This window comes from Delftia sp. DT-2 (genome assembly GCF_028401915.1).
GTDB classification, from domain to species: Bacteria; Pseudomonadota; Gammaproteobacteria; order Burkholderiales; family Burkholderiaceae_C; genus Comamonas; species Comamonas tsuruhatensis.
This window is the reverse complement of the sequence record NZ_JAQOTI010000005.1, coordinates 240,891-250,412: the sequence shown is the minus strand read 5'-3', so window position 1 is coordinate 250,412 and position 9,522 is coordinate 240,891. Positions and strand designations below refer to the sequence as shown.

5 protein-coding genes are annotated in these 9,522 nt (G+C 61.5%); all 5 read left to right on the top strand.

The genetic code is table 11. The features are described 5' to 3' along the window. Nucleotides 1–78: 78 nt before the first annotated feature. The 5 genes from PO605_RS10615 to PO605_RS10595 are packed head-to-tail and all read left to right on the top strand — an operon-like array spanning nucleotide 79 to nucleotide 9,520. Nucleotides 79–4,149 (top strand): tape measure protein, encoded by a 4,071-nt coding sequence (locus tag PO605_RS10615; RefSeq protein WP_272206449.1) that lies wholly within the window; start codon nucleotides 79–81, stop codon nucleotides 4,147–4,149. Next, complete coding sequence (locus tag PO605_RS10610) at nucleotides 4,146–4,538, top strand: hypothetical protein (RefSeq protein WP_133072337.1); 393 nt, start codon at nucleotides 4,146–4,148, stop codon at nucleotides 4,536–4,538. The genes PO605_RS10615 and PO605_RS10610 overlap by 4 nt, the downstream gene beginning before the upstream one ends. A gap of 3 nt (nucleotides 4,539–4,541) precedes the next feature. Further along, nucleotides 4,542–6,404: a hypothetical protein gene (locus tag PO605_RS10605; RefSeq protein WP_272206448.1), complete on the top strand. Its 1,863-nt coding sequence runs from the start codon at nucleotides 4,542–4,544 to the stop codon at nucleotides 6,402–6,404. Between the two features lie 21 nt (nucleotides 6,405–6,425). Next, nucleotides 6,426–8,315: a hypothetical protein gene (locus PO605_RS10600; RefSeq protein WP_272206447.1), complete on the top strand. Its 1,890-nt coding sequence runs from the start codon at nucleotides 6,426–6,428 to the stop codon at nucleotides 8,313–8,315. 17 nt (nucleotides 8,316–8,332) lie between these two features. After that, nucleotides 8,333–9,520 (top strand): hypothetical protein, encoded by a 1,188-nt coding sequence (locus tag PO605_RS10595; protein WP_272206446.1) that lies wholly within the window; start codon nucleotides 8,333–8,335, stop codon nucleotides 9,518–9,520. Nucleotides 9,521–9,522 lie beyond the last annotated feature (2 nt).

Sequence of the window (9,522 nt, the reverse complement as noted above, 5' to 3'; positions counted from 1 at the left end):
GGCGGGGCCACTGCCCGCAGCCCAACCCGCCACTGCTTTCGAGCGCTGGCGGGTTTTGTTTTTCCGAGGATCTGACACATGGCCACAAGCAGCCGCGATGCGAAACTGACACTGAGCATAGAGTCTCTGGGCCAGGAGAACATCACCAAACTGGAAAAGGAGCTGCGCCGCCTGGCGGACACGGGCGACGCCAGCGCGGCAGAGTTCGGGCAACTGGCGGACGAGATCAGCCGCCTAGGCGACCAGAATGCGGCGCTCCAGGGCGTGAAGGCCCTGGCAGACCAGACTGCAGCGCTGCAGGCCCGTCAGGAAAAGGCCGGGCAAACGGCGCAGGAACTGGCCCAGCGTCTGGAGACCTTGCGCGCGGCCACTGACCAGGTGCGTGCGGCGCAGGACACTGCACGGCAGGGCCTGCTCGAAGGGGAGAAGACCTACACTGAGGCCGGCAACGCGCTGCGCGCGCTGAAAGCTGAATACGACAACGCGGGCAAGCAGACCACGGAGTATCGCAGCCGCCTGCAGGCCTTGGTGGCGGCGCAGAACCAAGCCAACCTGGCGCTTGTGACCCTACGGGATGAGAACCGGCGCGCCAGCGAGGCAGTCACCCAGGCTGCGGCCGATCAGCGCAAGGCTGAAGGCGCGTACAAGGCTGCGGAGCGGCAGGTGGCCGCGACAGCCGCAGCTGTCGAGAAGCAGGGTGCAGCCATGCGCGAAGCGGGCGCTGCGGCTGACGCCCTGGGCGTAGATGTGTCGGATCTTGCAGGTGCCGAAGCGGCGCTGCAGTCCGCATTCACGCGAGCCACCAAGGCTGCGCAAGATCGCAAAGTTGCGATCGATGACATGGCCGAGGCCGACCGCCTGGCTGCGACCGAGGCCAAGGGCTTGGCCGAACTGTATGCGCGCGGCGAAGCAGCGCTTCTGGCTGAGACTGCAGCCCTGCGTGAGGCAGCGAAGAGTGCCATGGATTACGCCGCAGCCAAGGCGAGGGCCACGGCGAACGAAGAGGCCTGGCAGCGAGAAGCGGACGCCATCGTCTCGATGCGTGTTGCGCAGGAGCAGTCAACGAAGCGCACTCAGGAACAGGTCGTGGCGCTGCGTGAGCTGTCTGCCCAGAACGCCTTTGCCAAGCAGGCTGCTGAGGCCCAGAAGATGGTCCAGGCGGCCGAGTACGTGCGTTTCTGGGAGCAGGCCCTCGATGCGGCTGACCGCAAACAGCAGGAGCTGACGGCCAACACCCAGCGCGTGAACGATGCGTTCAAGCAGATCAACGTGCGTCCGATCGAGGAGATCCAGCGGGAGATCGCCAGCACCAACGCGGCCATGGCCACCCTGGCTGCATCAGGCAAGGTGACGGGTAGCGCCCTGGCCGTCGCGATGCAGCAGGCCGAGACGAAGGTGCAGAGCCTTGAGCGCGAGCTGCGCCAGGTGTCTGGCACCATGACCTTGGCCGACAAGGCTGCCGGGCTGCTGAAGAACAGCATGGGGCAGATCACGGCAGGCAATTTGATCGCTGACGGCATCGGGTACTTGGTCAACAAGGTCAAGGAGATGGGTGCGGCAGCCATAGCGGCCATTATCCAATTGGATCAGATGCGCCGTGGGTTGAATGCCATATATAAAGATACTGGCACGACAGCATCCCAAATTATTTTCTTGAACAAGACGGCTCGTGACGCAGGCGTTGCCGTTGGCAGTTTGGGCGGGGAGTTCGTGCGTTTCTCGGCGGCTATGCATAGCGCCAATATCCCATTGGAGCAATCCAACGCATTGTTCGCAGCAGTTACTAAAGCGGCAGCCACATTGGGTCTTGATGCAGAAGCAACAGCGGGGTCCTTGAACGCCCTGGGACAAATGGCGAGTAAAGGCGTCGTCTCGATGGAAGAGTTGCGACAGCAACTCGGAGATCGTCTGCCGGGCGCCCTGGGGCTCGTTGCAAAGGGGATGGGGCTCACGCAAGCCCAACTCATCTCTTTGGTTGAATCAGGCAAGCTGGCAACGCGGGATTTCGTAGAGCCATTCACGCAGGCATTGAAAGGACTGCACGGAGAAAGTACGGGAATCATCCCTGCATGGAATGATCTCAAGAACATGCTAACCGCCTTAGCCCAAAGTTTGGGGGATGCGGGAGGCACGAACATACTGACTGCTGCTATCCGTGCCCTTAGCCTTGTCCTTGGGCTGGCCAGCGTGGCGGTAGGTGGGCTCGTTGAAGTCTTCGGGGCTCTGATCCGCTCAGGGGGTGTACTTGCAGCAGCGGTCATTACATGGACCAATCCATGGACTGCTCTGAAAGATATATGGACTGCTGCAGATGACCGGGTTAAAGGCCTCACGCAGTCTATGGTGAAGGCCGTTAGTGGTGGCGACCAGTTGTCAAATAGCGTAGCCAACATAGCCGCAAAAATGGCGATGGCGCAATCTGCTGCTGAAGGTGCTACAGAGTCATTGAAATTACAAGCATTGGCTGCGAGCCTCAACGCCGACGCTACTTTGAATTTGAGCGCCAAGCTCATTCAGTATCAAGTGGCTAGTCAAACAGCCCTAAAAGCTCAAGAAAAACGTATTGAGGACGCCGCCAAAATTGCTAAAGCTGCTAAGGATGAAGGCGATGCAGTTATACGAATTACCGAACTCATGGGGCGTGAGAGTGAGACGACCCGCGTAACGGCAGAGATGAAAGAAAAATACGCGCAGGCTATTGCAGTAGAGGCAAGCGAGCGGGCTGAAGCCGTAAAGATATTGGAGCAAGAGATTGCAGTTGTTGAGCAAAACGCTAAAGCTCGTAACTTGGATGCGCAGGCGGTTAAAGATCAAACCGATAAGCTCAAAGAGAAATTGAATACGGGGCGTGCAGAAGCAGAGCAAGCTAAGCAGTCAGCGGAAGTTGCTCGCGTAGAGGCGTTGCAGCGCCGTTTGACAACAGAGACTCTGGGAGATCAGTCCGTTAAGCTGGAATCGCTAAGGGCGGCGCAAGAAGCAGCGAACAGGGAGTACACCCTTGCGCTAGCGCTAAAAGAACGAGGCATGGCGACAGAGAAGAATGTCACTGATGCTTTCGAAAAGCAGGCTATCGCAATTTACAAGGTGCGTGACGCGGAAAAAGATCGTAATGCTAATGCCGAGTTGGGCATAACGGCAATACGCACTGGGTATCAACTGACCCTAGCTCAGTATGACCTAGACAAAGCGAAGTTGAATTTGGCGATCGATAAGGCCAGAACAGACGGAGACGAATATAAGCTTAAGAAATTGCTGATTGAGCAAAAAGAATTAGAGATAAAAATTACAAGGACGACTATGGACGCAGTCATCGCAGAAACCAAGGCGAAGATTGCGATGCTTCAGATTAAGAAGGAAGAGATTGGCCTTGACGATCCACTACGGGCACAAAAGATTGCAGCTATCGATTTAAGTATACAAGCGGCGGAAGCCGACATCCTGCGCGCTAAAGCAGCGGGAGAGGCGGTTACTGCATTAGAGCGCGAGCTTAAGACTCTGAAAGACGGGATCGGGCTGCGTAAAGGCCTAATTGGCGATTTGCGAGACGAAGTGCGGGCGAGAAACGGAGCGGTTTCTGCCAGTAGAGATCATGCTGATGCAATCGACAAGCTGAATATGCGCTATATGCAGTCTTCCGATTACTCTGAAAAGCAGATTGCGCTTCTTGAACGGGAGGCTGCGGCAGCCGAAAAAGCAGCAGAGGCCTATCGTAAGAAATGGAATATCGACAAAGACGGATTCACGCTGGATGCAAATGGGCAGCGTATGCAGCAGTCCGCGCCGACTCAGCGGTATGTATTTGACACGGCCAAGGCGCAGGGGTTGTCTGAGGCGGAGGCCCTGGCTCTTGTTGATCAATTCATTCGCGACGGACAACCGTCGAGCACGTCTCAAGGCCTCGGAGCTAGCAAAGACTGGTTCACGCTGGTAAACGAGGCCATCAACGAACGAGTTTTGTCGAATGCCCGAAATCGAGTAAATACCGGCTCGAATGCCGATGGCGGTCAAGCAGTGCCCAGCGGAACAAAAACTGTGGTCATAAATATCAATGGGCGGCAACGAAAAGTCGATGTCGCAACGAGCGCTGACGCGAATACCTTGGCAGCGGTGCTGCGTGAATTGGAAGCATCGGGAGGAACCTCATCGTGATCACTTTGTCGGATGGCACCGCCACCTTGACCCTCGACCCAGATCTGCTGTGGTCGGATGAAGACAACTGGCACCCGGTGCAACAGAACGTTCAGCGAACGATCACCGGGGCCTTGGACGTGCAGGTGGCCGCCATGAACAAAGGGCGGCCTATCACGCTGGAGCCAGAAGACGACAGCAGCGCCTGGATGCAGTCGGCAACCGTTGAGCAGTTGCGAAATTGGGCCGCAGTGCCCGGTCAACAACTCGTTCTTACACTGCGAAACGAAACGCGGACAGTGATTTTCAGGCATCAGGACGGCGGCCTGGAGGCACGACCTGTCGTGCATTACAGGGATCGCGTCACTACGGACTGGTATCTGTGCGTGATCCGCCTCATGGAGATTTAGCAGATGCCAATCAAAGACGGCGACATCCGCCTGCTCGAATCCAAGGTGATGACAGATGACGTCAACGGCGGCGGCGGCCCTACGGGCAACGTCATCCCCTGGGGCAAGACCAATGGCGTCTTCGAGGACATCACCGAGGTGGACCGGGCCGGCGGCGACGTATCCATCCGCCAGGTGCACGCGGCCGTGCAGACACCGACCACCGAGCCGCTGATGGACACCAACATCATCGTTTCGGCGGTGCCGAACGACCCCAATGTGTCGATCACCATCGCGCCCTGCAGCGTGTTCGCGCGCCGCTCGGAGATCGCTGCGGCCATAGCGGCCTACCTGATCCCGGGCACGGAGTGGGGCGGTTACCTGCTGGAGAACCACGTCCAGGGGCAGGGCTCCATCAAGATCTTCCACCGCCCCGGCACGCCAGCGCCGACCATCGGCCGCACGCTGATCCTGGTCTACAACGAAGGCTTGGCCAACCAGGTGCTGCAGTACGTGCGTGTACTGCGCGCCGAGACCGAGACACTGCAGTTTTCGTATTCCTCCAGCGGCGGCTATACCGACTACACGGCCAGCGTCACAACCTGCGAAATCACGCCCCGGCTGCGCAGTGCCTTTCCAGGGTCGCCGCCCAACCGGGCCTGGTCGATGGACCCCAGCAAGACCCGCATCCGGGACACCACAGTGGCGGACGCTGCCAGCTTCTATGGAGCCCAGCCCCTGACGGCAGCCGTGCAACTGGGCGAGAGCATGCTGCGCGTTGCCAGCATCTACACCCAGCTTGTGCCCAACTCCCGCACCGAGACTGCGGCGCTGGACCAGCGCCCGGCCGGCGTGCGGGAGTTGGTGCTCGCCACCTCGCCGCGCGAGATCCGCGTGCCCAATGCTCCGCACACGCGCCGCATCAAGGTCGGACAGGAGAACCGAAGCTTTTCCTGGGTGGCCATCCTCAAGCCTTTTCCGGCGCCGAACACCCTGGTGGTCTCGTTCCAGGTTATGGGCGTCTGGTACACCGCATCCGACAACGGCCAGGGCGAGCTGACGGGCTCGGCCGTGGGCACGGTCAACTATGCGAATGGCTCGGTGTCCGTGACGCTGCCTGCGCTGCCCGACGTGAGCAGCTCCATCATCTTCCAGTGGGGCGAGGCCTCGGCCTTCGTGAACCGCTCCAGCGCCACGGGCTGGCGGCTGCCCGAGCACGCCATGCGTCTGCCACACCAGGGCATCAAGCCCGGCACGCTGGTCATCAAATGGACCTCGGGCGGCGTGTTGCGCACGGCCACGGACAACGGCCAGGGCGACCTGCAGGGCGCCGCCACGGGCGAGATCAACTATGCCTCGGCCGCGCTGCTGCTGCGCCCGCAATTCATGATTGACGCTGGCGGGCAGTTCGCCATCGAGTACGACTACGCGGTGGTCATCAACAAGAACGTGGCGGTCACGCTGGACGCAGGCGGCTACGCCTCCATCACTCTGGACACCGTGCCAGCGCCCGGCACCGTGTCTGTGGCCTGGGTCACCGTGCGCAACCTCTCGGCCAGCTCCGGCGCCTCATCCGGTGGCACCTCGGCCTCCAAGAACGGCGGCAGCGGCAAATTCAGCTACCTGCCTCAGGTGCCCCCGGCGCCTGCGCCCGTCATCACCTCGCGCGTGCCCCTGTCCGATGGATCGACCACGGGGAAGTACATGGCCCAGGGTGGCACGCGCTCCAGCGGCGGGTCCGTCTACATCGAGGTCGGCGCCACCAGCTCGCCCGAGGGCAACCACTACGTGCCACCCGATGTCGACGGCGTGGTCTGGACAGATGCCGAGTACACGGCAGGCGTCAAGTCCATCGGTGGCGTGGAATACCGGCGCTGGGGCGCCTGATCAAAACAAGGGAGAAAAACCATGGCAGGAGTTTCCTCTGGCATCGTCTTGCAGACCACCAAGACCTCGGCCAGCTCGTCGTCCACGCACAGCCGGTCCAGCTACCAGACAAGCAAGACCCAGGACACGGTGCGCCACCTGTTGACCGATGACGGCCAGGGCACTTTCGGCCCGGACGGCACCATCAACTACGCAGGCAAGTTCCTCAACATCAAGTTCGTCCAGTTGGACAGCAAGACCGAGGGCTACAACAGCGACTACGAGAACGCCCAGAGCTTCGAAGAAACCACCATGGGTGGCGGCGGCAGCGACCCGAGCTTTTCGACGGTCTCCAAGGGTGGGGATCGCAGCGATACATCGGTCAGCGAAGAACTGCTGGCAGCGAGCACGGTGACGGTGACCTATGCCGAGGACTTCGCCAGTGCCCAGCACCATGTCATGAACTTCACGCCCGAGCCGGTGGTGCTGGACCTGTGCCCCTACACCACCGACTACATCGTGCCGGGCAGCGTGCGGTTTCGGTGGATGGGCCATGTCTACGAGGACTACGACGGCGTGCTGGTGCGCGACCGCACGCCCACGGCGCTGGGCATCGTGGCCGGCGCGCTGGACTACTCCAGCGGCGTGGCGCGGATCTTCGACTATGTGGTCGATGGCCCGGCCACCGACCTGGTGGTCGAGAGCCTGTGGACCGTGCGCCAGAACTGGACCACGGCCAGCATCTTCATGCGCACCGCAGCGGCGCCGATCAAGCCCAGCGGTTTCGTGATGAACCTCTCCGATGCCACAGGCGAGCAGATCACGGCCTCGGCCGGCATCGACGGCGTGATCTCCGGCACGCACCTGCGCGGCAAGATCGACTACCAGAGCGGCGTGGTCGAGCTGCAGTTTGGCGACTACGTGCTGGACACCTCGCTGACCGCTGCCCAGAAGGCCGAATGGTGGTACTCGGCTGATGACATCGGCGCCGTCCAGCCCAACCGCATCTGGCGCCCCTGGCCCGTGGACCCGACCACGCTGCGCTACAACAGCGTCAGCTACTTCTATCTGCCGCTGGACGCGGACGTCATCGGCCTGGACCCCGTGCGCCTTCCGCCCGATGGCCGGGTGCCCATCTACCGTGTGGGCAGCTACATCGTGATCGGCCACACCGGGACGGTCGGCCCGGTCACCGTGACCAACGGCCAGGTCATCAACTGTGGCCGCGTGCGGCTCTCGCGTGCCTATGTCATCGGCGCCGATGGCCAGCGCATCCAGCAGGGCTGGAGCGTGGATCTGGAGGCCGGCAAGATCACCGTCAGCGACATCACGGGCTGGGTCCAGCCGGTCACCTTCCAGCACCGTATCGAAGAGATGGCGCGCGTCAGCGATGTGCAGATCAACGGCATGCTGGCGATCACCAAGCAACTGAGCCATGAGTTTCCTGTTGGCAGCGCGGTCTCCAGCGCGCTAATGGCCGGCACGCTGCGCGCCCGCGTCAGCCTGATGTTTGACCAGACCACCTGGACCAACAAATGGCAGGACACGGTGGACGGCACCGAGGCCCTGGCCAGCTACAACGACACCATCGCGCCCTTGGTCGTCACCAATGCCGGCGCGCTGCCCGAGCGCTGGATGTGCCGTTTCTTGAGCGCTACGACCTTCGAGTTCATCGGCGAGCACGTCGGCAACCTGGGCACGGGCTCCACCAACGTGGATTTCGCGCCCATCAACCCGATCAGCGGCGTGCCCTACATCACGATCCGCGCCCTCGGCTGGGGCCAGGGGTGGAGCGCGGGCAACGTGCTGCGCATCAATACCGAGGGCGGCATTGCCCCCCATGCCCTTATCCGCACCGTGCAGCCCAGCGAGGCCGTGGCCGACGACTACCAGTTCGAGCACCTGGTGCGCGGCAGCGTCGACCGACCCTGATTATTTGGAGATCACCCATGGCATCCCTTGTCGATACCAGCGTCAAGCACTTTCTCTCAACCATGTACGGCGCGCCCGTGCAAAACGGCCAGGCCGGCAGCAAGATCGCCGTCCTCGATGACTGCCTGGTCACGGGTTTTGGCCTGCGCGCAGCCACACGCATCACGGTGGCGGCCGGCGTGGCCACGGTGGAGTTTTCCGTGGGCGCTTCGCAGCCTCCCACGCCAGACAGCGTGGTGCTGATCGCAGGCGCCGCGCAGACCCTGCTCAACGGCGAGCAGCGCGTGACCGAGTCGGCCAGTGGCGTATTTAAGTTCCGCACAGCCGCTCCCGACAGTGTGGACAACGGCACAGGCATCACGTTCAAGTTCGCGGCGCTGGGCTGGGCCAAACCGTTTTCTGGGACCAACCAGGCCGTGTATCGCTCCACCGATCCGCAGAGCCTGGGCATGTACCTCTATGTCGATGACCGCACCACGACCGCTGCATCCATGCGCGCATACGAAAGCATGTCGGCCATCGATACCGGGACTGGACCTTTTCCCTCAGTCGCGCAGCGGACCGATGGCTGCTGGTGGGCCAAGAGTGCCTCGGCCAATGCCACTGCCACCCGCTGGCTGATAGCAGGAGACAGCCGCTTCTTCGTCGATAACACGGCACCAGGTACCTCTTCCAATGCGACAAGCACGGCAGGTGGCACAAGGGGTTTCGGCGACCTACTGGCTCTGCGCAAACCTGGGGACGCATACGCCTGTCTGCTCTGCGGCGGCACGTCCCAAGCAAACGTGACGACCACGCCCAACAACGGCAGCCTAGATACCGCATCCTCCGGTTGGTACTTTCTGCCGAGGGCCGTAACAGGTTTGGGCGGCAGCGTGGCCCCCGATCTCAGAAGCTATGCGGGAACTGCGAGCGCAGGTTCTGGGGCCGATTCCGGCCTGGGGGTCTTTCCGAGCGATGTTGACGGAGAGCTGAAGCTTACGCAGCTGTACTTGAACAATGCTCCCACCGTCAATAACACGCCGCGAGTGGCTGTCCCGGGGTACAGGTATGTGCCGCAGTCACAGGTTGCCCAGTATTTCGAGCGTGATTCGACGCTGATTGAGGCCGTCAGCGGGCGGCGCCTGTTGGCACTTCCGCATTCTGGCTCTGCCGGAGCCCCGTCGGGCTATGGCTTCATCGATGTCACCGGACCTTGGCGCTAACG

Coding starts and splice junctions, on each gene's coding strand:
- PO605_RS10600 (WP_272206447.1), top strand. CDS start 6,426: ATGGCAGGAGTTTCCTCTGGCATCGTCTTGCAGACCACCAAGACCTCG.
- PO605_RS10605 (WP_272206448.1), top strand. CDS start 4,542: ATGCCAATCAAAGACGGCGACATCCGCCTGCTCGAATCCAAGGTGATG.
- PO605_RS10595 (WP_272206446.1), top strand. CDS start 8,333: ATGGCATCCCTTGTCGATACCAGCGTCAAGCACTTTCTCTCAACCATG.
- PO605_RS10615 (WP_272206449.1), top strand. CDS start 79: ATGGCCACAAGCAGCCGCGATGCGAAACTGACACTGAGCATAGAGTCT.